The sequence below is a fragment of the Clostridioides sp. LIBA-7602 genome, assembly GCF_056688945.1.
The window spans coordinates 3,497,878-3,522,485 of sequence record NZ_CP196991.1 but is presented as its reverse complement, the minus strand read 5'-3'; the positions used below and the strand labels follow the sequence as shown (position 1 = coordinate 3,522,485).

At 28.7% G+C, this 24,608-nt stretch carries 20 protein-coding genes and 1 riboswitch; of the genes, 17 read left to right on the top strand and 3 right to left on the bottom strand.

Annotated features, from left to right (window positions below):
• From ACTG45_RS16470 to ACTG45_RS16430, 9 genes are all read left to right on the top strand, one after another.
• Complete coding sequence (locus ACTG45_RS16470; protein WP_479919409.1) at positions 1-321, top strand: PTS fructose transporter subunit IIB; 321 nt, start codon at positions 1-3, stop codon at positions 319-321.
• A 15-nt stretch (positions 322-336) separates the two neighbouring features.
• Positions 337-1,437, top strand: coding sequence for a PTS fructose transporter subunit IIC (locus tag ACTG45_RS16465; RefSeq protein WP_479919408.1), 1,101 nt, complete (start codon positions 337-339; stop codon positions 1,435-1,437).
• Positions 1,438-1,569: 132 nt separating this feature from the next.
• Positions 1,570-4,146, top strand: a complete 2,577-nt coding sequence (locus ACTG45_RS16460; RefSeq protein WP_479919407.1) for an alpha-mannosidase — start codon at positions 1,570-1,572, stop codon at positions 4,144-4,146.
• Positions 4,147-4,765: 619 nt separating this feature from the next.
• Positions 4,766-5,875 (top strand): IS200/IS605 family element RNA-guided endonuclease TnpB, encoded by a 1,110-nt coding sequence (gene tnpB, locus ACTG45_RS16455; RefSeq protein ID WP_479919406.1) that lies wholly within the window; start codon positions 4,766-4,768, stop codon positions 5,873-5,875.
• A gap of 622 nt (positions 5,876-6,497) precedes the next feature.
• Positions 6,498-6,830 (top strand): winged helix-turn-helix transcriptional regulator, encoded by a 333-nt coding sequence (locus tag ACTG45_RS16450; RefSeq protein ID WP_223152662.1) that lies wholly within the window; start codon positions 6,498-6,500, stop codon positions 6,828-6,830.
• A gap of 139 nt (positions 6,831-6,969) precedes the next feature.
• Positions 6,970-8,247: a cytochrome c biogenesis protein/redoxin gene (locus ACTG45_RS16445; protein WP_021385947.1), complete on the top strand. Its 1,278-nt coding sequence runs from the start codon at positions 6,970-6,972 to the stop codon at positions 8,245-8,247.
• 124 nt (positions 8,248-8,371) lie between these two features.
• Positions 8,372-9,760: a dihydrolipoyl dehydrogenase family protein gene (locus tag ACTG45_RS16440; RefSeq protein WP_479919405.1), complete on the top strand. Its 1,389-nt coding sequence runs from the start codon at positions 8,372-8,374 to the stop codon at positions 9,758-9,760.
• Between the two features lie 276 nt (positions 9,761-10,036).
• Complete coding sequence (locus tag ACTG45_RS16435; RefSeq protein ID WP_479919404.1) at positions 10,037-10,750, top strand: DUF434 domain-containing protein; 714 nt, start codon at positions 10,037-10,039, stop codon at positions 10,748-10,750.
• A gap of 136 nt (positions 10,751-10,886) precedes the next feature.
• Positions 10,887-11,738 carry a L,D-transpeptidase family protein gene (locus ACTG45_RS16430; RefSeq protein ID WP_479919403.1) on the top strand — a complete coding sequence of 284 codons (852 nt, stop codon included), beginning with the start codon at positions 10,887-10,889 and terminating at the stop codon, positions 11,736-11,738.
• 180 nt (positions 11,739-11,918) lie between these two features.
• Here the strand turns inward: ACTG45_RS16430 and ACTG45_RS16425 are convergent, their stop codons facing one another.
• Together ACTG45_RS16425 and ACTG45_RS16420 are read right to left on the bottom strand one after the other, a co-directional pair.
• Positions 11,919-13,064: an iron-containing alcohol dehydrogenase gene (locus tag ACTG45_RS16425; protein WP_479919402.1), complete on the bottom strand. Its 1,146-nt coding sequence runs from the start codon at positions 13,062-13,064 to the stop codon at positions 11,919-11,921.
• A 338-nt stretch (positions 13,065-13,402) separates the two neighbouring features.
• Positions 13,403-14,179 carry an IclR family transcriptional regulator gene (locus ACTG45_RS16420; protein WP_021385900.1) on the bottom strand — a complete coding sequence of 259 codons (777 nt, stop codon included), beginning with the start codon at positions 14,177-14,179 and terminating at the stop codon, positions 13,403-13,405.
• 593 nt (positions 14,180-14,772) lie between these two features.
• On the opposite strand from ACTG45_RS16420, the gene ACTG45_RS16415 reads away from it, so the two are divergent.
• The 8 genes from ACTG45_RS16415 (at position 14,773) to ACTG45_RS16380 (ending at position 23,369) form a co-directional block, all read left to right on the top strand.
• A complete protein-coding gene (locus ACTG45_RS16415) occupies positions 14,773-15,747 on the top strand; it encodes a 2-keto-3-deoxygluconate permease (protein ID WP_479919401.1) in 975 nt (324 codons plus the stop codon).
• A 92-nt stretch (positions 15,748-15,839) separates the two neighbouring features.
• A complete protein-coding gene (locus tag ACTG45_RS16410) occupies positions 15,840-16,145 on the top strand; it encodes a UxaA family hydrolase (RefSeq protein WP_021385903.1) in 306 nt (101 codons plus the stop codon).
• Positions 16,146-16,306: 161 nt separating this feature from the next.
• Complete coding sequence (locus tag ACTG45_RS16405) at positions 16,307-17,467, top strand: UxaA family hydrolase (protein WP_021385940.1); 1,161 nt, start codon at positions 16,307-16,309, stop codon at positions 17,465-17,467.
• Positions 17,468-17,515: 48 nt separating this feature from the next.
• On the top strand, positions 17,516-18,418 hold the full coding sequence (locus ACTG45_RS16400; RefSeq protein ID WP_021385904.1) for a fumarylacetoacetate hydrolase family protein: 903 nt from the start codon (positions 17,516-17,518) through the stop codon (positions 18,416-18,418).
• 81 nt (positions 18,419-18,499) lie between these two features.
• The gene (locus tag ACTG45_RS16395) at positions 18,500-19,393 is read left to right on the top strand and encodes a dihydrodipicolinate synthase family protein (protein ID WP_021385868.1); all 894 of its coding nucleotides are present in this window, start codon (positions 18,500-18,502) and stop codon (positions 19,391-19,393) included.
• Positions 19,394-19,531: 138 nt separating this feature from the next.
• A riboswitch (cobalamin riboswitch) is annotated at positions 19,532-19,713 on the top strand.
• A gap of 228 nt (positions 19,714-19,941) precedes the next feature.
• The gene (locus ACTG45_RS16390; protein ID WP_479919400.1) at positions 19,942-21,072 is read left to right on the top strand and encodes an ABC transporter substrate-binding protein; all 1,131 of its coding nucleotides are present in this window, start codon (positions 19,942-19,944) and stop codon (positions 21,070-21,072) included.
• 72 nt (positions 21,073-21,144) lie between these two features.
• Entirely contained in the window at positions 21,145-22,170 is a 1,026-nt protein-coding gene (locus tag ACTG45_RS16385) for a FecCD family ABC transporter permease (RefSeq protein WP_021385863.1), read from the top strand.
• Between the two features lie 2 nt (positions 22,171-22,172).
• The gene (locus tag ACTG45_RS16380) at positions 22,173-23,369 is read left to right on the top strand and encodes an ABC transporter ATP-binding protein (protein ID WP_479919399.1); all 1,197 of its coding nucleotides are present in this window, start codon (positions 22,173-22,175) and stop codon (positions 23,367-23,369) included.
• Between the two features lie 133 nt (positions 23,370-23,502).
• Here ACTG45_RS16380 and ACTG45_RS16375 read toward each other — a convergent pair whose 3' ends face one another.
• The gene (locus ACTG45_RS16375; RefSeq protein WP_021385907.1) at positions 23,503-24,228 is read right to left on the bottom strand and encodes a pentapeptide repeat-containing protein; all 726 of its coding nucleotides are present in this window, start codon (positions 24,226-24,228) and stop codon (positions 23,503-23,505) included.
• Between the last annotated feature and the right edge of the window lie 380 nt (positions 24,229-24,608).

Sequence of the window (24,608 nt, the reverse complement as noted above, 5' to 3'; positions counted from 1 at the left end):
ATGAAAAGAAAAATTATAGCAGTAACAGCATGTGCGACAGGAGTTGCACATACATATATGGCAGCACAAGCATTAAAGAAAGCTTCAAAAAAAATGGGGCACCTCATAAAAGTTGAAACACAAGGAGCTACAGGAATCGATAATGAATTAACTACAAAGGATGCACAAATTGCCGAAGTAGTAATATTTGCAGTAGATACTAAAGTTAGAAATGCTGAACGTTTTGAAGGAAAAGAAATATTAGAAGTACCAGTTAATGCACCTATAAAGGATGCAGAGAAAGTAATAAATGATGCACTAAAGCTAATTGACAATAAATAAGTGGAGGGAAATACAATGTTAAAAAAGACCGTCTCTGAGTTAAAAAAGCATGTCTTAACAGGAATCTCATATATGATTCCATTAGTAATTGCAGGTGCTATGATAATGGCAATATCCCGTGTGGGTGGTTCTTTCTATAATATACCAGATATATGGGATGCTAAATATGCAGAAAGTGCTAGTAGTATTATCAGGCTATTGCATGACTTAGATGGTTTTGGAGGCACTGCTTTAGGATTAATGTTTCCTGTAATTGCTGCATTTATAGGATTTTCTATAGCTGATAAATTAGCCATTGTACCAGGTCTTGTTGGAGGTATGATTGCTAAAGATATAGGGGCAGGATTTTTAGGAGCTTTAGCAGTTGGTCTAATAGCAGGATACACATGTTTATTTATTAAAAATCATGTTAAACTACCAAAATCAGCAGCTTCAATAGTGCCAATATTCATAGTACCAGTATTTGGTACGTTAATCACTGTTGTATTAATTAATTATGTGATAGGTATTCCTTTTGCTACATTAAATACTGGATTAGAAAATTGGTTAAATGGATTATCAGGTACAAATCAGATATTAATGGCAGCTATTATTGGAGCTATGATGGCAGTTGACCTAGGGGGGCCAGTTAATAAAGCAGCCTTAACAACATCACTTGCATTATTAACAAGTGGGATTTATGCACCTAATACTGCTGCTATGGTAGGAATTGTTATACCACCATTAGGATTGGGTCTTGCTACTATATTAGCGAAACAGAAGTATAATAAGCAGTTACGTGAAGCTGGTAAATCATCTCTTATAATGGGGTTAATTGGAGTAAGTGAAGGGGCTATTCCTTTTGCAGTAGAATCTCCATTGAAAGTAATACCTTCATGTGTGATTGGAACAGCAATTGCTTCAGCTATGGCAGTTGGTCTAGGTTCAGTAAATGCAACTCCAATTAGTGGATTTTATGGGTGGTTTACAGTGGAGAACTGGCCAATGTATATATTATCAATAGCAGTTGGAACAGCAATTGTAGCAGGTCTAGTTATAGTATTACGTGGAAATCCAGTGATTGAAGATGATGAATTTGAAGATGATGAATTTGATGAAGCAGAGTGGGAATCTTAAAATGTAATATTAATTTAAGAAGAGTTATAAATTGTATGTGAATTATATTCTTAAGATAAATCCTATACTCAATGAAGTATTAGAGATTGATTTTGGACTTAAATATTAAAGATAAGGAACAGAGGAGAGTAAATGATAAAAGCACACATTGTTAATCATACACATTGGGATAGAGAATGGTATTTTACTTCTGGAGACGCACTAGTACTTAGTGAACAACTATTTACAGATGTAATTGATGAACTAGAGCGCAATACAGATGTAAGTTTTGTACTTGATGGACAACTTTCTATTTTGGATGACTATGTACAACTACATAGAGAAAAAATAGAAATCATCAAAAAGCTAATAAAGGAAGATAGACTTCACATTGGACCATGGTTTACTCAAACAGATGCATTCTTTGCTAGAGGAGAGTCTATTTTAAGAAACTTAATGATTGGAATTTTTGAAAGTAAAAAATATGGTAAGTATATGAAAATTGGATATTTACCAGATACATTTGGGTTTAATGCACAGATGCCTGTATTATTAAAGCATGTAGGTCTTGATAATATATTCTTTTGGAGAGGAATACATCTTGGTAAACAGGTGCAATCACCATATTTCAAATGGAAAAGCCTAAATGATGAAAGTTACATATATGCTGTAAATATGCCACATGGATATGGAACAGGGATGCTTTTAGAGCCTTCATCAAAATATGTTAATGGACGTTTAGACCCTGCAATTGATTTTATCAAATCGTATAGTGATGTAGATGAGGTACTAATACCATCAGGAAATGACCAGTTGAATATAATAGGTGATTTTAAAAACAAAGTTAAAGAGATTAATGATATTGGAAAATATTCATATATAATAAGCTCATATCAAGAGTTTTTGAAGTATGTAAAATCTATAGAATCACTAGAAAGTTACAGGGGTGAATTTAGAGAGCCAGTACTTGCAAGAATACATAAATCAATTGGTTCTAGTAGAATGGATATAAAATTAGCGTGTGATAAACTAGAAAATAAGCTAATTAAAAGGATAGAACCATTACTAGTAATTGCCAAAAAGAGTAAGATTGAAATAAGCAATCAGTTGTTGATAAATACATGGAAAAAACTTTTAGAAGGGCAGGCACATGATAGTTTGGCTGGATGTGTAACTGATACTGTGACAGAGGATATTCTTCATCGTATAAGAGAAGCGAACGAAATATGTGATAGTATTGAAAATACTATTGTCAAAAAAATTTCAGAAGGGCTTAAATTATCTAAAAATGATATTTTAGTATTTAATACAGAAGTTAAAAGTTTTAATGGATATAAAGAGATACAGGTTGTAAGTGATAGTAAAAAAATTTGTTTTAAAGAGGATTTAGATGCCACTATAATTGAAGAAACTTATGTTAAATCGAGAGAAAATATATTAGAAGAGACACCTGCTGGTAATATATTTATTGAAGAGCCAGGTTATTATATATTAAAAATAAGAATAAATATACAGCTTCCTGCACTTGGATATAAGGTTGTCAGTTTTGAATCAAGTGACAAGGAAATGTTGGTACTTAATGAATCTAATGATACCTTTATATCTAATGATAATTATAAGATAATGTATGAAGATGGAAGTTTAAATTTACAGCTTAAAGATGGAACTTATATATCAAACTTTTTAATATTAAAAGACAGTGCAAACGCAGGAGATACTTATGATTTTTCTCCATTAAAAAATGATAAGGATATAAAACTTTTATTTGGTAAAGTATCTACAGAAAAAGCTTTAGGATATGAAAAAATAGTGGTTGAAGGTACTACTTTACTACCACTCACACTAGAAGATAGAAAAAATAAATATCTTAATGGAAAGTTAAATGTAAAAGCTAGTATTACATTATCAAAAGAAAATCCATTAATGGATGTAAAACTTTGTGTTGATAATACAGTATATAATCATAGACTACGTGTTCATATAAAAACTAATATAAAAGATAATAAAAACATAGCATCACTACCATTTGGATATATAATAAGAGAAAATGGAGTTTTAAACAACTGGGAAGATATTTACAGTGAAATGCCTATAGATTTAGAGCCATTAGAAAGTAATATTACACTGACAAATCAAAACAGAAGTTGTACTGTATTTACTAGAGGAATAAAAGAATACCAACATGTTGAAGATGAAATTGCACTGACTTTACTTGCTACTACGGATGAATTAGGGAAGCCTGACTTATTATATAGACCAGGACGTGCTTCTGGTGATACGACTAAAAAAGGTCATATAAGAATTAAAACTGATAAAGCCCAAATTCTTAAAGAGGTAGAGTTCTCATTTGCAGTATACATGAATTCTAAACCATTTGATGAACTAGAAGTTACAAGTTTAGCTCATAATTATCTACAAGAATGTGTAAATTATCAATTACAAGATTACAATTTCTTTTTATACCGTATAGATAATAAGATTCAAAAATCTATTGTTGAAAAATCTGTAAGTAGAGAATTGGAAATAATATCTTTACCAGAGAACTATCTTGTGTCAGCATGTTACCCTTCTTACTATAATAAAGAAAAATTTATAATAAGATTGGAAAATCCAACTAGTAAGAAAATAATATTAGATGAGCAAATATTTAAAAATAGAAACGGGAAAATAGTAAATGCAATAGAAGAATTACAAGAACAACAAGTGTATGAAATAGCACCTTTTGATTAAAAAATAGCTACGCACACTCGTGACTTTAGTCGTGAGTTAGTAGCTAAAGTAGTCAGCATATAGGGAAACTTATATGTAGAGATAGGATAGAACCTATCCAATACTACTTGAATTGCTGGAAACCCCTAAAGCTAACCAAACTAAAACATAAGGATGAAATAAACCTAAGTGTGAAAGTTACGAAAGTAGAAAAAATTGGTTAGATGGTATAAGGTTAAACCCTAAGTACTTTAAAATGGGCAATCAGCAGGTAAGCTCCGAATAGGAGAAACTTCAACGACTATTCCTCTTGAGGGAAGTACACTACAAGCTATTGGTAGTGGAAGTGGGTAGACCTTAACGGATAATGCCGAAGGATAAGATATAGTCTGTGCTTGCATGAAAGTGTAAGAAGTTCATAAGAGAACTGCATAGGTAGTAGCGAACTTATGTGAACGACAACCTCAAAAATGATAAAAGTTAGGACTTACGGTTCTTAAATATGTTATTTAAAAATAAATATAAAACCTTCCAAATAATTGTTTTAAATAATTACGTTTGTTAATATTATAATGGGTGATGAAAAATAGAAGTTACTCGGATATGTATATTAATAATCATAAAAAACAATTAAAGTGAGGTGATAGTAGTGGAAAAAGCTTATAAGTTTAGAATGTATCCAAATAAAAAACAGCAAGAGTTAATTAACAAAACTTTTGGATGTTGTAGATTTGTATATAATAAATATCTTTCTAAAAAAATAGAAGTTTATGAAAACAATAAAGAAACTTTTACTTATAAACAGTGTAGTTCTGATTTGACCAATTTAAAAAAAGAATTAGAGTGGCTTAAAGAACCTGACAAATTTTCACTACAAAATACCTTAAAAGATTTAGAAAACGCATATAAAAAATTCTTTAAAGAAAATGCAGGATTTCCTAAATTTAAATCAAAGAAAACTAATAGATTTTCATATAGAACTAACTTTACAAATGGAAATATTATGTACTGTAGTCAATATATAAAATTACCTAAAATTGGTATGGTTAAAGTAAGAGATAAACAAGTACCTCAAGGGAGAATACTTAATGCTACTATATCCAAAGAACCAAGTGGTAAATATTATGTATCATTATGTTGTACTGATATAGAGATTGAAGCACTTGAAAATACTAATAATAAGATAGGTTTAGATTTAGGAATTAAAGAATTTTGTATCTCAAGTTGTGGACAATTTATAGAAAATCCTAAGTATCTTCAAAAGTCATTAAACAAACTTTCTAAATTACAAAGAAAACTATCGAGAAAAACAATTGGTAGTTTAAATAGAAATAAAGCAAGATTAAAAGTTGCAAGACTTCAAGAACATATAGCTAATCAAAGGAAGGATTTTCTACAAAAACTATCTACTAAATTAATACGAGAGAATGATATTATTTGCATAGAAGATTTACAAGTAAAGAATATGACTAGAAATCGTAAACTATCTCTTTCTATTTCTGATGTGTCATGGTCAGAATTTATTCGTCAATTAGAATACAAGGCTAATTGGTATGGTAGACAAATTGTAAAGGTAGGTAAATTCTTTGCAAGTTCACAAATATGTAATAAATGTGGGTACAAAAACGAGGAAATGAAGAATTTAAATATAAGAGAATGGATTTGTCCTTGTTGTAATGAAACTCATGATAGAGATATAAATGCAAGTATAAATATATTAAAAGAAGGACTAAGACTAATAACAGTTTAAAATAGATAACGTATGTAAGAACCGTAGGAACTACGGGGATAGCCTGTGGAGAGTTTGTAAGACATATTTTAGTATGCAAAATTCTATGAAGCAGGAACCCTGTGACTTTAGTCATGGGAGGTTCAGGTTATTTCAATATTATTAGATTTATAAGTGAAAAATAAGTTTATCGTTTAAAGTCTGACTGATAGTAATCGGTCAGGCTTTTTAATTTGCATAAATTTGGGTAAATATTAATATAGAAGTCTAGCATTTTGTATAAAGTTTGTTAAAGCAAAAAAATAGTTTAACAGGATAAGTTGTCTAAACAAAGAACTTATTATATTAGAGTAGTTTTATATGCAGTTTAGAATCAATAAAATATTAATGAAATGAATTAAGATATACTTTAATAACAATTATTCAATTTGATTTTATGATAAGTTCTATGTAGTTACAAAAAAGTGACCAATTGTGATATGTATATAAAACTGATATATTAATTACATAACACTTAAAATAATTTGTCTTAGGTATACATATAATAAAAATTTTAATTAAGTAAAGTTAGAAGTATACATAATATCTATAAACATACTGCTATAACAATTTACTTAATAATTAAAGAAAAGAGGAGAGTAAAATGTACAATATAGATGACATGATATATGATTGTCCAGTAGAAGCTTTATCAAGTATATTAGGTAAAAAATGGGTAGCTATAATAATATGGGAGATACAAAAGGATAAAAAACGATTTGGAGAGTTACAAAGAGCTATACCAGAATGTAGTAAGAAAATGCTAACTCAACAATTAGATTTTTTAATTGAACAAGAAATTATAGTTAAGAAAAAAAGGCTAGTTAATAACATTGTAGAGTCAACCTATTTTTTAAGTAAGTCAGGATTACTATTACTTCCTGTTATGGAAAAAATGATAATGTGGAGTAATAAAAACTTAAACTGTGATAAATAAATCTTAAAATTTTGTATGAGATTTAGAATGATTCATTTAAATTATGAGTAAAAAGGTATTAAAATTGAATGTTTTTAATCTAATTTTAGCATAGTGATAAAATTTTAATATTGGAAATAAAATAAGGAGGAATTTTAGATTGCAAAATGTAAATTTATTTTTAGTATTTATAGAAGGTATAGTGTCGTTCTTTTCACCATGTATATTGCCAATTTTGCCTATTTATTTGAGTATATTATCAAATAGTAGTGTAGAGAGTTTAAAAGAAGGAAAGACAAATTTTATAAGAAGTTCTCTATTTAAAAATACTATATTCTTTGCTCTTGGAATCTCGACAACATTTTTTATATTAGGTTCATCAGTAAGAGTATTGAGTATGTTCTTTAATGAGAATAAAGACTTAATAATGTTCATTGGTGGGATTATAATTATTATCATGGGCTTATTTTACATGGGAATAATTAAATCTTCAATATTGAATAGAGAAAAAAGATTTAATGTAAAGTTTAAAGAAATGAAAGCAATAACAGCTTTTATATTAGGTTTTACGTTTAGTTTTGGATGGACACCTTGTATTGGTCCAATACTAGCATCTGTATTAGTAATGGTTTCAAGTTCAAGCAATCATCTTAGTGCAAATCTTTTAATAGCAGTATACACTATTGGATTTATTTTGCCATTCATAATTACATCTATGTTTTATAGTAAATTATTTAAAACCATAGACAAGATAAAATCTAACATGGAGATTATTAAAAAAATAGGTGGGCTTATACTTATAGTATCAGGAATATTAATGATGGTAAATGGATTTGGAAGTATAAGCAAACATTTTAATATCCCACAAAATAGTAAAATTGAAAGTAATCAGGAAGATAATAAACAATCAAATTCTAAGGATAAAGAAGACAGTTCTAGTAGTAATGATGGTCAAAAAGACCCTAATGATGGAAATAATGAATCAGGGTCTAAAGATGAAGAGAGAATAAAGTCTATTGATTTTACTCTAACAGACCAATATGGTAAGACACATAAATTAAGTGATTATGAAGGTAAAGTTGTATTTTTGAATTTCTGGGCTACATGGTGTCCTCCATGTAAAGAAGAAATGCCTCACATAGAACAACTATATAAAGACTATAAGAAAAATAATGAAGATGTAGTGATTTTGGGAGTAGCTTCACCTAATTTGGGTAGAGAAGGTTCAAGAGAACATGTGGTTAAATTCTTAAAAGAAGAAGGGTATACCTTCCCAGTTGCACTTGATGAAGATGGAGCATTAGCATATCAATATGGAATTAATGCTTTTCCAACTACATTTATAATTGATAAGGAAGGATATGTAACTCAGTATATTCCAGGAGCTATGGATAAAGAGACTATGGCATCTTTTATTGAGAATCAAAGAAATAAATAGATTAAAATATTTAAATATAAGGACTCAAACAAATTTAAGGTTACAAAAAAGTGCCTAATTGTACTACCTAGATAATCTTGTTATAGTAAAAGTATAAATAACACAAGAAGGGGTTGAAAATTATATGAAAAAAACATTTGATGCAATAATAATAGGATTTGGAAAAGGTGGAAAAACACTAGCAGGAGATTTGGCAAATAAAGGATTAAAAGTAGCTTTAATAGAAAAATCAAATAAGATGTATGGTGGAACATGTATAAATGTGGCATGTATACCAACTAAAAGCTTAGAGAATTCAGCAAACAGTATAAAAACAAAACATATAAGTTCTTGGGATGAAGCTCAAGTTGAATATGAGAAAGCTATAGATAAAAAAGAAACTTTAATTACAAAACTTAGAGAAGCTAACTATAATAAATTAAATTCAAATGAGAATGTAACTATATTCACAGGAATGGGAACTTTTATTGATGAAAATATAGTTCAAGTTAAAACTGAAAACGAAGTTTATGAGTTAGTAGCAGATAAGATATTTATTAATACTGGTTCAAGACCATTTATACCTAATATTAAAGGCGTGGAAAATAAGAATGTAGTATATGATAGTGAGTCTCTTATGAATCTAAGAACTCTACCTAAAAAAATGACAATCATAGGAGCTGGCTTTATAGGTCTAGAGTTTGCTGGTATTTACAGTTCATTTGGAGCAGAAGTTACAATATTAAATTCAAATAATGGTATTTTACCTAATGAAGATGTTGAAGATTCAGAAGAAATAATAAAACTACTTGAAAAGAGAAATGTAAAAATTATAAATAATGCAAAGATAAAAGAGATTAAAGAAGTTTCTAACTTAGCTATAGTAGAGTATGAAATAGAAGGTAAATTACAGGAATTAACAAGCGATATGATACTTGTAGCCACAGGAAGAAAGGCAAATACTGAAGGATTAGGACTAGAAAATGCAGGTATAGAATTAAATGAAAGAGGATTTATTAAAGTATCAGATACTCTTAAGACTAACAAAGATCATATATGGGCTATAGGAGATATAAATGGAGGTCCACAATTTACTTACATTTCACTAGATGACTATCGTATAATTATTAATCAATTATTTGGAGATAAGACTAGAACCAATAGTGATAGAAAAAATATACCAAACTCTATATTTATAAGTCCAGCATTTTCAAGAGTTGGTCTTAATGTTAAACAAGCTAAGGAAAAAGGATATGAAGTATTAGTAGCAAAGATGCCAGTTGAAGCAATTCCAAGAGCTAAGCAAATCGGTAAGACAGATGGGTTTATAAAGATTGTAATAGATAAAAAATCAAATAAGATACTTGGAACTACTATGATATGTGAAGATTCAAGTGAGATTATCCACTTAATTCAATTAGCTATAGATTTAGAAGTAGAGTACTCATATTTAAGAGACCGTGTTTATGCACATCCAACTATGACAGAAGCTCTTAATGATATTTTATCTCCTAATATGATAAAGGAAGTATAACATAAATTTAATATATAAAGCCTAAAATTATCATTATAAATAGATTTTATAAAAGGGATACTATAATAAATTACTAATAGTATCCTTTTTGTATTGTAAAGTTACAAATATACTATAGAATTTATTATTTTGCATTATAAACTGGAATTAAACGGTATAATTTAAGTATTGGATAACTTAAATGGATAATGTAATAGTATCAAAAATATTTTAAAAGAGTAAGTTTATCATACTTAAGATATTAAGGCAATGTTTAAAATAGGGAGGTGAAATCATATGAATAAAGTATCTAAAAGAGGGTTTGATGAGAATGATAAGAGATGGTTTTCAAGTAATGAATTAATAAGACTTACAAAAGCGAAGGAAGAAATAGAATGGTTAATAAATAGGGATTATAAAATAGACCCAGTTGTTACTTTTGTTGGAGATAGGTATCAGTTTTCCATAAGACAAAGAGATGCACTAAAAAGGGCAGTATGCACTGAAGAAAAAAATATAACAAGACAGTCAAAAAAACTTTCTCTAGATAAAATCAAAGAAGGGCTTATAAATATAGATGGTTTTAATTTGATAATAGCTATAGAAGTTGCATTATCTGGTGGAACTTTAGTAATAGGTAGTGATGGTAATATGAGAGACTTAGCAGGGCTTAGGGGGACATATAAGATTATAGATAAAACAGAAGAAGCCTTAAAGTTGATAGGAGACTTTTTTAATAAATACAATGCACAAAAAATTAGATTTTACCTAGATTCTCCAGTTTCTAATTCAGGAAATTTAAAGTATAAGATACTGGAATATGCTAAAATATGGGGAATTGAAGCTGAGGTGGAGCTAGTAAAAAATGCAGATGTCGTATTAGAAAAATTAGATAGAGTAGTTAGTAGTGATGCAGTCATAGTTGATAAATGCATAAGCTATTTTAATGTCACTAGAGGTATAATTGAAGGATATATTAAGGATTGTAATATTGTAAATTTAAATAAATAGATAAATATAAATGAGAAAAGATAAGTTTGTATAGAGCAATATTATCAGTAATACAAGTAAAGTTTGAAAATAGGAGAACGAATACATATCGAATTTCATAAAATGTTGTAAAAAGACATATGAGAGGATGGTATGTGTGAAGTTAACTAAAATAAATATTAAAAAATATAGAGCACCTGTATATAAATATGCTTTAGTAAATGTAAATTTGAGGTCTGCTAAATCTACAAATTCAAGTATTATAACTGTAATACCTCAAGGAGCAAAAATGGAGGTATTAGATGAAGAAGATGAATGGATTAAAGTAGTGTATAATTCTCAAGAAGGGTATGTATATAAGGACTTAGTATCAGTAAGCGAATATACTTGGAGTAACTTAAATTTAAGGGAAGACAAATCTACGACTTCAAATATAATTACAGTAATTCCCGAAAAGTCTAGGGTCGAAGTTTTAGAAGTAGATGGGGATTGGAGTAAAGTTATATATGATGATAAAATAGGATATGTTTTTAATTATTTCTTATCAACTGATGGAAATAAACCTAATGAGTTAGATTATAAATATTTTTATACTGATATGACAAAGTTTGTTAATGAAAATAATATTAAAAGTACGAGTGATTATCTAATTGTGACAGACCTTAGAAATAAATATACTTATATTTTTAAGAAAGATAATGGAAGTTGGGGTCAACTTTACAAGTGGCAATGTACTATAGGGAAGCCTGAAACTCCGACTATAACGGGTATATTTTATATAAGTGGAAGAAAACCTTCTTTTGGAACAGATGAGTATTCAGTTAAGTACGCTACTAGAATTAAAGGTGGATATTATTATCATTCTGTATTATATGATTCAACAGGCAGTTATATAATAGATGGTAGACTTGGTGAAGCTCTTAGTCATGGTTGCATAAGACTAAATACAGAAAATGCAAAATGGATATACGATAATATACCTGATACAACAACTGTTATAATTCATTAATAAAATATTTGGTTTGTTAATTAAGAGCTAGTATTCTTAATTAATAATATTATATGTTAGTATTTGACAAGAATTACGATTTGAACGATGTAATAAGAGAGTGCCAATAATAAAATAAAGGTATTTTGAGGCACTCCCTTATAAATATACATAATTAATTTATGGGGTAGGTTGTTATAATTAAGATATTTTCATAAATAATTCTATAAGCTTATCTTTATCAAAGAAAACAGGATTGGCTCCAGCACATGCATCTTTCATAGAGTTTTCTGCAAGTAACTCAAAATTAGGATTATCAACACCTACATCTTTTAAAGATTTTGGGATTCCTACTTCTTCAGAAAGAGTTTTTATTTTATTTATTACAAAGTCAACACACTCTTTATCTGATTTATTATGTACATCCATTCCAATAGTTTCAGCTATTAAACGGAATTTAGAAGGAGCAGATTTGGCATTTTCTTCTTCAACTATTGGAAGTAGCATAGCGTTACATACTCCATGAGGTAAATCATATAAACCTCCTAATTGATGTGCCATGGCATGTACATTTCCAAGTCCTGCATTACTAAATGCAATTCCATTCAAGAAACAAGCGTAACACATTTGTTCTCTAGCCTCTATGTCATTACCATTCTTAACAGCTCTTGGAAGATATTTAAATATCTGTTTTATAGAATATAAGGCAGTCGAATCTGTAACATCATAAGCTCCATTAGCTACTACAGCTTCTATAGCATGAGTTAACGCATCCATACCAGTTGCTGCTGTTAAATTAGATGGTTTACTAATCATTAATTCAGGGTCGTTTACTGTCATTGTAGCTAATGAATTAGTATCAACCATTATCATTTTTACATGTCTGTCTTCATCAGTTATAACATAGTTTATTGTAACCTCAGCAGATGTACCAGCAGTAGTAGTTATAGCTACAATAGGAAGACATTTTTTAGAAGTTTTGTTGACACCTTCATAATCTCTAATATCTCCTCCATTAGTAGCTAATATAGAAATAGCTTTACCACAGTCTTGTGGAGAACCCCCTCCTATTGTAATAACAAAATCACAATTTTTTGACTTTAATATTTCAAGTCCTTTGTTTACATTAGTTACAGTTGGATTTTGTTTAACTTCATCATAAATAGCAAAATCTACACCTATCTGAGATAGAATATCTGTTACTTTTTTTACAGTACCATTTGAAACTAGAAATTTATCACTAACAACAAATGCTTTTTTAGTTCCCAGTGATTTAATTGAATCTTTAGCTTCATTAAGACATCCTTTTCCAAGTAAATTTATTGGTGGTACATAATAAATGCTCATAACTAAAATCTCCTTTTATTTTAAATTGATTTTTATATAAGAAATATATATCTAATAATCTTTCTTTAGCTTGTTTATCATATAATTATGGCTTAGATTAATACAGATATGTGAGTTCTTATATAAGAACTTAATTCGTAAATACGATTATGATTAGAATTTAACATAGTATTTTTATCATGTCAATAAAAAAATAAAAATTATCATAAAAAAACAAAGCTACTGTAGTTAAATCAGTAGCTTTGTTTTTTATTGTATAAATCAAATAAATATGCCAGTTTAAAATAGAATTTTTAATTATTACAATTTTCAATATGTCGTATCTGTTAAATATTAACTTAATTTATTATAATATCTTCATTGCGTTCTTCCATCATAGATTGAATATTTTTCTGAGCATTTAAAAGTAATTCTTTTATCAGTTCTATTTTTTCTTCATTAGCTCTAAACAGTGGTAATGTTACACTAACAGCAGCTCTTATACATCCATTTTTTCTTATTGGCACAGCAAGACATTTTAGATGTTGCATTGATTCTTCACATTCTGAAGCTATTTGTGTTTTTTTAACTTCAAGAAGTTGCTCATATAAAACATCAAAGTCTGTAATTGATTTTTCTGTAAAGCCTTTTAAACCATCTGGATATAAACTTATTAGTGTTTCCTTATCAAAATCACATAAAAGAGCTTTTCCAAGGCCTGTACAATTAGCAGGTATTTTTTTACCAACATAAGAAATAAGTCTAATTGGTTCTGGAGAATCTACTTTACCAACATAAAGAACTTCATTGTTGTCAAGGATACCAAGCTGGCAAGTTTCAGAACAAGAATTAACTATATTAGTCATTTCTTCAATTACATAATTGAAAATAGTTCTCTTTTCAAAAAATGAAGACCCCAATGTGTAAGAACGTATCCCTATAGAGTATTTGGATGTATTCTTATCAATAGTAATATATTTTCTAGCATTAAGTGTATGAACTATAGGAAAGATGCTACTTTTTGGAGCATTAATAGCATCTGCTATTTCTGTGAGAGTATATCCGTTTTCGGACTCAGCTAATGCTTCTAAAATATCTAATATCCTAGCTGTTGGGCGATGATTATCTGAAGTCATAAATTTCCCCCCTATTTTTATTAATTTAAAGTATTAGAATATGTTGATTTTAGCACACTATGTGATATTTTACAATGTGGAAAATAAATATGTAGATCTGTACATAAATAAGCTCTTGACTCAAAGACTGGTAGATATTTTTTAGAAGGTTCTACATCAATAATTACATTAATTTCCAAAATATACCTAAAGAAAGTTGGTGATATTTAGTTATATAATTTAAGAGAATCTATTTAATAGTTGTATTTTATATAGATATATCAAAATATTGTGAATTATATCTTATAATTTGTCTATTATTCGAATTGTATAAAAAATTTTATAGTTTTGAGCACTATATATTTTTGAGTGCTTTGTATTTTTGCATATAATGAAGCTATTTGATAATACATAGTATATTATCAGATAATTTGAAAAAATTTTGACAAAAATTTATTTTTCTTATTGACTCATAAATAGGAAAATGCTATCATTAATTCAAAGATTCGTAAATAAAAACTTAGTTCTTAAATACGAACTGAAACGGCCGTTAGAATTAAAGCTAAAAACTTAATAAGAGTAATTAAATATCATGTTTTAGGAGGAGTAACTTTATGATAATGGATTTTATTAAAAAAATTCCTGCAGGTATGATGATAGTTCCAATGTTTATAGCAGCTTTCATTAATACATTTTGCCCAGATATTGTGCAAATAGGTTCATTTACAACAGCAGTATTTTCAAGTGTTGGGTCTGCAACTATAATTGGAGTTCAACTGGTGTGCTTAGGAACTCAACTTCAATTTAGAGAAATGCCAAAAGTTTTAAAAAGAGGTGGAATACTTCTGGGTTCCAAATTTGCTATAGGTGCTTTAATAGGTATCCTTATAGGTAAACTATTTGGAATGGATGGAGTACTTGGTCTTACAACATTGGCTGTTATAAGTGCAGTTACAAATAGTAATGGTAGTATATATCTTTCATTGATGACTTCATATGGAGATGAAACAGATTGTGCAACTATGAGTTTACTTACTTTAAATGATGGACCATTTTTTACATTAATAGCTCTTGGGACTTCAGGTCTTGCAAATGTTCCTTTTTTGTCTTTATTGGCTGCAATAGTACCAATACTTGTTGGTATGATAATAGGTAATTTTGATAAAAAAATGAAAGAATTTTTAGAGCCAGGATGTAATTTGCTTGTACCTTTTGTAGGATTTGCACTAGGTAGTAGTATAAACCTTGCAAGCATACTAAAAGGAGGATTATCAGGAGTAATACTTGGATTAATATCTGTGTTTGTAGGAGGTATATTTATAGTATTCTGTGATAAATTTATAGGAAAACGTCCAGGATATGCAGGATGGGCTGTAGCTACAACTGCTGGAAATGCAATTGCTGTACCCGCTGCTGTTGCATTAGTTGACCCATCATGGCAACCATATGTTGCAACAGCAACAACTCAAGTAGCAGCCGCAGTAGTTGTCACTGCAATATTAGTTCCTCTTATAACTAGTTGGTGGGCTAAGAAGTATGGATGTCCTAAGTTTCCAAAACAAAATGAGGATGGGACAATAACAGCTTAATATTACATGAGTTACTATTGAAATAGCAAATTCTTTAATTAGATTTTAGGATATTAATAAAATTATATTATTTACAAAGGAGAGTAAGAATAATGATAAATGCGGTGATAATTGATGAAAAAGATAACGTTGCAGTAGCTATTGAAGCAATAACTAAGAATAGCGAAATTAGTTTTAAATTAAAAGATAAAACAATAAAGACAATTAAAGCATTAGATGATATAACTATTTATCATAAATTGGCTATAAAAGATATGGCTGAAGGTGACAAAGTTACTAAATATGGAGAGCATATAGGAGAAGCAAATCAGGAAATAAAGATTGGTCAACATGTACATATTCATAATGTTAGAAGTGTTAGAGAGGATTTGGACAAACAAGCTATGGGCAATGTATAAAATAATACTTATTTATAAATTTATAGAAGTTAAATTCATTGTCTTTTAGTATTTAATTATTATCAAATAAGATTTTATCTATTTGATTAGTGAGTGTAACAAAAAGTTATAATATATGAAAATTACAGAAGGTATATAGACTATTTTAGGAGGAAATCAGTATGAAATTTTATGGATATAAAAGACCAGATGGAAGAGTTGGTATAAGAAACCACATATTAGTATTACCTACTAGTGTTTGTGCATCAGATACAACTAGAATAATAGCGTCTCAAGTTCAAGGAGCAGTTACTTTTAATAATCAAAATGGATGTTCACAAGTAAATTCAGACCAACAATTGACTATGGATGTTATGGCTGGATATGCAGCAAATCCAAATGTATATGGGGTAATAGTGGTATCTTTAGGATGTGAGAATTGTCAAAATGATTTGGTAGTAGATGCAATAAAAGAGAGAACAAACAAGCCAATAAAAACCCTTGTAATACAGGAAGAACATGGGACTTTGAAAACTATAGAAAAGGCTGTTCGTTATGCTAGAGAAATGGCTCAAGAGGCATCTTTACTTAGAAAAGAAGAATTCCCAATATCTGAGATTATACTAGGAACTGAGTGTGGAGGGTCTGACCCAACAAGTGGATTAGCAGCAAATCCACTAATAGGTGAATTAAGTGATAGACTTGTTGATTTAGGAGCAACATCAATTTTAAGTGAAACTACTGAATTTATAGGAGCAGAGCATATATTAGCTAGAAGAGCAGTAAATGAAGAAGTAAAAGAAAAAATATTACATATAGTGCATAGATATGAAAATTCGTTAAAATTAGTTGGAGAAGAGGTAAGAGAAGGAAATCCATCTCCTGGAAATATAGCTGGTGGCTTGACAAGCTTGGAAGAAAAATCACTAGGTTGTATACATAAAGGTGGTCATAGACCAATAAGTGAAGTGTATGATTATGCTAAACAGATTGATAAAAAAGGTCTTGTTATAATGGATACACCTGGAAATGATGCTTCATCTGTCGCTGGTATGGTTGCAGGAGGAGCTCAAATAGTAGTATTTAGTACAGGTAGAGGAACTCCATCAGGAAATCCAATAGCTCCTGTAATAAAGATAACTGGAAACAAAATAACTTTTGCAAATATGGAAGACAATATGGATTTTGATGCTAGCCCAGTTATATATGGTCCACAAACAATGGAAGAATTAACAGATGATTTATTAAATATGATTGTAGATGTAGCAAATGGAAAACAATCAAAGGCTGAGTCTCTTGGATATACTGAAATGGCAATAGCTAGAGTATGTAACTATGTATAAGATTTAATTAAAAAACGAATACATAGAATTTTAATAAAGGGTGAGATTATGAAGTTTGTCAGTTTTACTGAAGGAAAAAATGAATGTAAAAGAATAGGAGTTTTTTCTAAAGATGAATTATTTATTATAGATATTAATTCCTTAAATCTTAGCAAATCTTTTAAGAACTTAAATGATTTAATTCAAAATATATCTCAAGACGATATCATTAGACTGAAAAGTACTATAAAGGAAGATATATTCCATAATTATGATGTTTTTAAAAGAGAAGAATGTATTATACATGTTCCTATAGAAAAACCTATACACGATATTTTATGTGTGGGAGTGAACTATAAAGACCATCTTGAAGAAACTCAAACTCACTTTGATGATAGTTTTGAAAAACCACAAAAAACAGTCTATTTTACAAAACGTGTTACAAAAGCTATAGGCCCAGAAGATAAGATAGATGGTCATTTTGATATAAATAGTCAATTAGACTATGAAGTTGAACTTGGAGTAGTAATAGGTAAAACAGGTGTTAATATTAAAAAAGAAGAGGTCGAAGATTATATCTTTGGATACACTGTTATAAATGATATTTCTGCTAGAAAGTTACAAAAAGAGCATGTTCAATGGTTTAGAGGAAAGGGATTAGATACATTTACATCTTTAGGGCCATGTATCGTACATAAAAGTGCAATTTCTTTTCCTGTAAAACTTAAGGTATGCAGTAGAGTAAATGGTGAAGAAAGACAAAATTCTAATACAAGGTTATTCATATCAGACATTTCAGACATAGTTTCAGAACTTTCAAAAGGTATGACTTTAGAGGCTGGAGATATTATAGCTACTGGTACACCTTCTGGAGTTGGTATGGGTTTTTCACCTCCTCGATATATGAGTAGTGGAGATGTAATTGAATGTGAGGTTGAAAGTATTGGAATTTTAAGAAATTACATTAAGTAAATGTTTTAATATAGGTAATGTTAAGGCAGAACCTGAATGTATTAAATGAACATATTAAAATAAATTTTAGGAGTTTAAATTATGAAAGCAGAATTTTTGACACCAGTGGTTACAATATTTGATGAAGAAGGAAATTTAGATAAAGAAGGAAATAAGAAAGTCTATGACCATCTTATAGATGGAGGAGTAGATGGCCTAGTTGTAATGGGAAGTACTGGAGAGTTCTTTAATATGTCTATGGATATGCAAAAAGAACTTATAGATTTAGTAATTAATCATGTTAATAAGAGAGTAAAAGTGTTTATAGGTACAAGCCGTATGAGTATAAAAGAGTCTATAGAGCTTTCAAATTATGCACATAATAGTGGAGCAGATGGAGTTATGATAATAAGCCCTTATTATTTCTCTCTTGATGATGACAGTATTGAGTTGTTTTATAGCGAAATAGCTAAAAATACAGAAGCTGAAATATATCTATATAATTATCCAGATAGAACTGGTTATGATTTGAGTCCAGAACTTACATTAAGACTTGTAAGAAAGCATAAAAATATAGTTGGTTATAAGGATACAGTAACTTTGATGGGACACACTAGAGATTTAATAAATACTATGAAAGCAGAGTTTCCAGATTTTAAGATATATAGTGGTTATGATGAAAACTTTATACATAATCTAATGTCTGGAGGAGCAGGTTGTATAGGAGGTCTATCAAATTTAATTCCAGAAGTTTGTTCAAAATGGGCAGAAGCTTATAATAATAGAGATATGGATAAGGTTATAGAAATTCAAAAATATATAAATAAAGCTATGGATTTTTATTTAATAACAAACCCATTTATACCAGCAATGAAAAAAGCAATGAATATTAGAGGCTTACAAGTGAGTGATTACATGACTGCACCTTTTATAAAGCCAAATGAAAATCAAGTATATGAGATTAAAAAATTAATGAATGAATTAAATATATGTTAACTGGTTAATTAGATATATAGTAAAAAACGAAGAGTGTTTTAAACTGATTTTTATAGTCATTTTAAGCACTCTTTTTTTTATATGTTAAATCAACCTTGCAAAGTGGTCAACAATAAACTACAATTATGTTAATAAAAATTAAATAAAATGATACTAGGGTACTTATTAGTTTAATAGGGAAAGTGATGTAAATTCACTACAGCCCCCGCTACTGTATACGGATACGAAATCAAAATCCACTGAGATGTGTAATAGATTTTGGGAAGGATGATAGAGGAAAAGCCGTGAGTCAGGAGACCTGCCCAGTATTACATAGGTTCAGTTTAGGGTGGAAATTGTAATTTATAATAAAATGAAATATCAATTCATTTTTTGTAAAATTGATATATAAACTTCTCCTTTCTAAATTAGGAGAAGTTTTTTATTTTATTAAAAGGTTATAATTATTAAAGATGACTTTAATATAGTTCTAATGAGATATATTTTAAAAGTATATGTTATTAGAATTTTTAACCACTTATAAAAAATAAAATATTGGAGTGAAAGAGATGAAATTTAAAGTAAATGTTTTAAAGCAATTTTTTCTAAGTATTATGATAGTTCTTTTAGTAGGAGGTCTTATAGGATGTAGTAAAAATGATAAAGAGAATGCACAAGTTAGTAGTGGTAAGAAGTTAGAATTAAAATATGCAAGTGGGTTTAGTGTTGAAGACTTAGAGGATGGAATTAAAAAAGTAACTGATGGAGATAAAAGAGAACTAATTTTAATTCCTAAAAAAATTGAAGTTCCTGAAAAGTATAAAAATGCTAATATAGTTAGAACACCTGTAGATAATGTCTTAATAGCATCTACAACACAAGCCTGTTCTCTAAGAACAATAGGTGAGCTAGATAGCATAAAAGCAGTAACAACAGAGGAACAGTATTGGACTATCAAAGAAATTAAAGATTTGATGAAGGACGGAAAGATACATTATGTTGGTTCAAACTTAGCACCAGATTATGAAAAAATAGTAGACTTAAACCCTGATTTAACTATAGTTAGTAGTGGTTTATCAGAAGCTGATACAAAATTTATTGATAAACTAAAAGAATTAGGACTTAACTATGTTGTAGATAATGAATATAAAGAGCAAAATCCATTTGGAAGAATGGAATGGACAAGCTTAATAGCTGCATTTTATGATAAAGAAGATATAGCCACTAGTGAATTAAATAAGACAGTACAAAAGATAGAAGAAGTAAGTAAAAAAATAAAAAACAAAGACAAGCCTAAGGTAGTATGGGCATCTGTATATGAAGGAAATGCTTATGTAGCACCTAAAGATTCATATGTAGATAATATGATAAGAATGGCTGGTGGAATAAATGCATGTGCTTCAATGGATTCAAATGAAGGAAGAGTGAGTATTGAACAACTACATGAAGTTGCAAAGGATGCAGATATATTTGTATACTCATCAAGCTCAGATTATGCACCAAACTTAGAGTCTATAAAATCTAGTGCACCTGTATTGGCTGATTTGAATGTTGTAAAAAATGGTAACTTGTGGGTATTTGCTCCAGATTATTATCAATCAGTAGATAAGACTGATGAATTAATAGTAGATTTAGTTGAGATGTTTCATCCAGGTACTACAGGTGAAAAAATTAAACATTATATAAATTATGATAAATAATATATAATACGACACTAAAAGATGAGTTTTATGGATTTTAGTTAATATAGATTTGTTAAGAGGGGTATATAAATGGATTTTATCAATAAAATGAGAATAAAGAATACTACAATATTTATAGGACTAATTATAGGCATGATACTTACTTTTTTAGTGTGTGTAGCATTTGGCTCTGTAAAAATTGAGTTTAAAGAAATAATAGATGTTGTATTAAGAGGTATGGATAATACAGAACACTATAAAATAATATACAACATAAGGATTCCAAGAGTACTTGCAACTATGGTGGGTGGAGCTTGTTTAGCAGTATCAGGAATTTTACTACAGATATTTTTTAAGAATCCAATAGTTGAACCATATATATTAGGTGTATCTTCAGGTTCTACTTTATCAGTAGCACTTATGATTTTGGGTGGATATACATTAGGATTTGAAAATATAACTTCAATGAGTATATTTGTGGCAGCATTTATAGGAGCTTTGATTGTAATGTCTGTAGTCATTTTATTTGCAAGTAAGGTAAAGAATATAACGACTCTTTTAATAATAGGAATTATGACTGGATATGTATGTAGTGGTATAACTAATGTACTACAATCATTTGCAAATAGTGAAAAATTAAAGGAATTCACTGTTTGGTCTATGGGAAGTTTTTCTGGATTTACCTGGGAAAAAGTAGAGATACTTATATTGATTGGTGTTCTAGGTCTTTTAATGAGTATCTTTATAATAAAACCTCTAAATGCTTTTTTATTAGGAGAAGAATATGCTAAAAGTATTGGTATAAATATAAAATTTTTTAGATTTTTGGTAGTATTTATATCTAGTATACTAGCAGCAATAGTATCAGCATTTGCAGGACCTATAGGATTTATTGGACTTGCAGTACCACAAGTTTCAAAATTGATATTTAAGACATCAGATAATAGAGTGCTAATACCAGTGGTAATTTTTTTAGGAAGTATAGTTACAGCTCTTTGTGATTTAATATCAAGAGTAATTCTGTCGCCAATAGAATTACCAATAAGCACAATAACATCTTTATTAGGAGCACCAATTGTAGTAATGCTATTGATGAAAAGGAAGGACAGGGCTTAGATATGTTGAAAACTAATAATTTAAGTGTAGGATATAATAAAAAAGTAGTTGTGAGTGATATAAATATAGAGGTGAAAAATGGAGAGATATTATGTCTTTTAGGAAGTAATGGAGCTGGAAAAACTACTATATTAAGGTCTTTATCTAAACTTATAACGCCAATAAAAGGGGAGATATATCTAAATGACATAGATGTAAATCATATATCAAGAAAGTCACTATCGAAAAAAATGGCTTTAGTGCTTACAAATAGATTATTAGGTGATTTAATGACTGTACAAGATATAGTTAATATAGGAAGGTATCCATATACAGGATTTTTTGGTAACCTATCCAAAAAAGATTTAATACTGGTAGATGAAGCATTAGAATCTGTAGATGCATTACATTTAAAGAAAAGATATTTTGACGAACTAAGTGATGGAGAAAAACAAAAAGTATTAGTTGCAAGAGCTTTAGTTCAAGAGCCAGAAATAATTATATTGGATGAACCAACAACTCACTTAGATATAAAGCATAGGTTAGAGCTTATAAATATACTAAAAAAATTAAGTAAGGAAAAATCAATTTCAGTAATACTTTCATTGCATGAAATTGATATAGCATTAAAAAGTTGTGATAAAGTTGCTCTTATAAAGAATAATAAAGTCATAGCTTATGGTCAACCTGAAGATGTAGTGGATGAAGATATTATAAATTCACTTTATGAATTGGATGATAAAAATTTTAATAGTCTTTTAGGTTCAGTAGAGATTAGTAATAAATCTAAAAATGAAGTTTTTATAATTGGTGGTGGTGGTAAAGCTACACCAATTTATAGAGCTTTTACTAAAAAAGGTATAGGTCTATATTCTGGAATAATACATGAAAATGATATTGATTATGAAATTGGCAGAACTATGGGCATAAAGATGTTTACAGAAAAGCCATTTGAGCCAATAACTAATGAGAGTTTTGATTTAGCTATTAGAAATTTAAATGATTCTAAGATTATAATAGACACAGGATTTAGCGTAGGAGAAACGAATAAAAAAAATATAGACATTATAAAAGAGGCTTTAAAGTTGGATAAAAAAGTTTATTCATTTAGGAATAGGAATGAGAGCAATAAGTATTATAGTAGTCTTGGTAATGATATAGAATATATAGATAAGGTTTCACAAATTATGGATAGTATCAAGATAGATAATTTACTATAGATTGTAAAATAAAATGTAATTGCAGACTACAAAAAATATAAAAGAGTATCTTAATAGTTTTTAAACATTATTATAGATACTCTTTTTTTATTGTTTATTTATTTTGTGTATGGTGTTATAAAAAAGTATTCCTTTATAAATAACCTATAGCTTCCTCTCTAGTTAGAAAAAAGTGAATTCCTGCAGTTGATTCTTTCCATCTATTTTCATTAAATTCTTCAGCTATAATCGTTTCTCCTACTCTATATATAAAATTTTCATCAGCATATGCACGAGCACTTTTAAAAGATTCTTTGCCATCTATACTTGTAATTGACAGTACTTTTGCTTTATCACATCTACAAGCATTTGATGTAGCAGAAACCCTTTTTGCATCACTTGGAATTAATAATTGTACCATTCTAAAATTAAAACACTTTTTATAGCCTATAAATGCTCCTGTTTCAGGACAGTATAACTTGAAAAAGCGAGTATTTTCATCTGATACTACTCCATCTAAAGTAGCATATTCTAAGTTGGAGTTTTCTAAATTAGCTCCTCTAATATCTGACCTAGATAAATCACAAAATCTAAAATTAGCTCCACTTAGGTCTGCATTTTTTAATATGGAATTTTTTAATGAACAATTTGAAAAATAAGAGTTACTAAAGCTAGAGTTTTCTAAATCTGCTTCTTCTAAGTTTAAATCAATAAGGTCAGACCATGAAAAATCAATATTACTTAAACAGTATCCCTTTAAATTCATATTTTCTAATTTTATTTCTCTTAAATCAGCTCTTTCTCCATCATTGTTGTTTTTAAGCCATAAATAATGTTTTTTAAGTATCTTTTCAAGTTCATATTTAGAAATATCTCTCATAAAAATCACCTTCATGAATTTATTTTTATATATGTAGTAGCAAAATAGTCATATATTTAATTATATAACAATAAATAAAAAACTTCTAAATAATATATAAAATATCATATATAAAATATTTTGTTTTAAATATATTATTAGGCTATTTAGGGATAATTTGCACTTTTAAACATGACATAATAAGTTTGTATTGTTTTATATTTGAGTTGATAAAAATTTATTTAAACAAAAATAATATCAGTGATAATAAAAGTTTAGATATAAAAAAATTTGTGTATATACTATATGTAGTATATAATAGATAAAGCACTGACTATATGTAGTGCTTTTGTTTTTGAAAAATACTTATTATATTCCAATAGTTATAGGTTATTTTGGGG

What these genes read in the sequence shown, in the direction of transcription:
- ACTG45_RS16470 (WP_479919409.1), top strand. Translation starts at nt 1, where the DNA reads ATGAAAAGAAAAATTATAGCAGTAACAGCATGTGCGACAGGAGTTGCA.
- ACTG45_RS16465 (WP_479919408.1), top strand. Translation starts at nt 337, where the DNA reads ATGTTAAAAAAGACCGTCTCTGAGTTAAAAAAGCATGTCTTAACAGGA.
- ACTG45_RS16460 (WP_479919407.1), top strand. Translation starts at nt 1,570, where the DNA reads ATGATAAAAGCACACATTGTTAATCATACACATTGGGATAGAGAATGG.
- ACTG45_RS16450 (WP_223152662.1), top strand. Translation starts at nt 6,498, where the DNA reads ATGTACAATATAGATGACATGATATATGATTGTCCAGTAGAAGCTTTA.
- ACTG45_RS16440 (WP_479919405.1), top strand. Translation starts at nt 8,372, where the DNA reads ATGAAAAAAACATTTGATGCAATAATAATAGGATTTGGAAAAGGTGGA.
- ACTG45_RS16435 (WP_479919404.1), top strand. Translation starts at nt 10,037, where the DNA reads ATGAATAAAGTATCTAAAAGAGGGTTTGATGAGAATGATAAGAGATGG.
- ACTG45_RS16425 (WP_479919402.1), bottom strand. Translation starts at nt 13,064, where the DNA reads ATGAGCATTTATTATGTACCACCAATAAATTTACTTGGAAAAGGATGT.
- ACTG45_RS16420 (WP_021385900.1), bottom strand. Translation starts at nt 14,179, where the DNA reads ATGACTTCAGATAATCATCGCCCAACAGCTAGGATATTAGATATTTTA.
- ACTG45_RS16415 (WP_479919401.1), top strand. Translation starts at nt 14,773, where the DNA reads ATGATAATGGATTTTATTAAAAAAATTCCTGCAGGTATGATGATAGTT.
- ACTG45_RS16410 (WP_021385903.1), top strand. Translation starts at nt 15,840, where the DNA reads ATGATAAATGCGGTGATAATTGATGAAAAAGATAACGTTGCAGTAGCT.
- ACTG45_RS16405 (WP_021385940.1), top strand. Translation starts at nt 16,307, where the DNA reads ATGAAATTTTATGGATATAAAAGACCAGATGGAAGAGTTGGTATAAGA.
- ACTG45_RS16400 (WP_021385904.1), top strand. Translation starts at nt 17,516, where the DNA reads ATGAAGTTTGTCAGTTTTACTGAAGGAAAAAATGAATGTAAAAGAATA.
- ACTG45_RS16395 (WP_021385868.1), top strand. Translation starts at nt 18,500, where the DNA reads ATGAAAGCAGAATTTTTGACACCAGTGGTTACAATATTTGATGAAGAA.
- ACTG45_RS16390 (WP_479919400.1), top strand. Translation starts at nt 19,942, where the DNA reads ATGAAATTTAAAGTAAATGTTTTAAAGCAATTTTTTCTAAGTATTATG.
- ACTG45_RS16385 (WP_021385863.1), top strand. Translation starts at nt 21,145, where the DNA reads ATGGATTTTATCAATAAAATGAGAATAAAGAATACTACAATATTTATA.
- ACTG45_RS16380 (WP_479919399.1), top strand. Translation starts at nt 22,173, where the DNA reads ATGTTGAAAACTAATAATTTAAGTGTAGGATATAATAAAAAAGTAGTT.
- ACTG45_RS16375 (WP_021385907.1), bottom strand. Translation starts at nt 24,228, where the DNA reads ATGAGAGATATTTCTAAATATGAACTTGAAAAGATACTTAAAAAACAT.